This is a genomic window from Desemzia sp. FAM 23989 (assembly GCF_045528345.1).
GTDB lineage: Bacteria > Bacillota > Bacilli > Lactobacillales > Carnobacteriaceae > Desemzia.
This window is the reverse complement of sequence record NZ_JBGQQT010000064.1, coordinates 1-559: the sequence shown is the minus strand read 5'-3', so window position 1 is coordinate 559 and position 559 is coordinate 1. Positions and strand designations below refer to the sequence as shown.

The window sequence follows — 559 nt, the reverse complement described above, 5'->3', positions numbered from 1 at the left end:
CCTCTCACACCACCGTACGTACCGTTCGGTATACGGCGGTTCAATTTTATATAACATGCTTTTGTTTTAAATAGTAACTATCTGGAGATACTAGACCTTTAAGGGCTAGTATCTTATTGGTTACTGTGGTCGTCATTACCCAGGACAAGGCTATTCGGGCAGTTCCTTTGGAACTGTGACTGTTCAAGTAGGCATTATAATCGCTCATTCCTAGTTTAGTGAGTGCTTTTCTTCGATTCTTGGCTGTTTTCCATTGGTGCCAGATACACACCCTCAGTCGATAACGAAGATGACTCGCTATTTTCTTGAGTTTTGTATGCATATCTCCTATTTTGAAATAGTTCACCCATCCTCTGATGACTTGATTCAGTCTAACGATGCGGTAAGCCATATCAATTCCCCAACTTTTCTTGCTTAGCTGATGAAGTTTATATTTAAACGTCTCGATTGATATGGCATGGGGCTTTGCTCGATAGCCTTTGTCTGCTCTCGACCAATAGAATCCAAATCCCAAAAATTTAAAGGTTGGGTCACTTGGTTTAATGACTTTCGATTTAGT

Annotated in this window: 1 protein-coding gene; it reads right to left on the bottom strand. The window is 40.4% G+C overall.

Translation table 11 applies throughout. The annotated features are described in order from the left end of the window. Window positions 1-46 precede the first annotated feature (46 nt). A partial coding sequence (locus ACEN36_RS13045) for a group II intron maturase-specific domain-containing protein (RefSeq protein WP_407126904.1) occupies window positions 47-559 on the bottom strand: 513 nt, incomplete at its 5' end.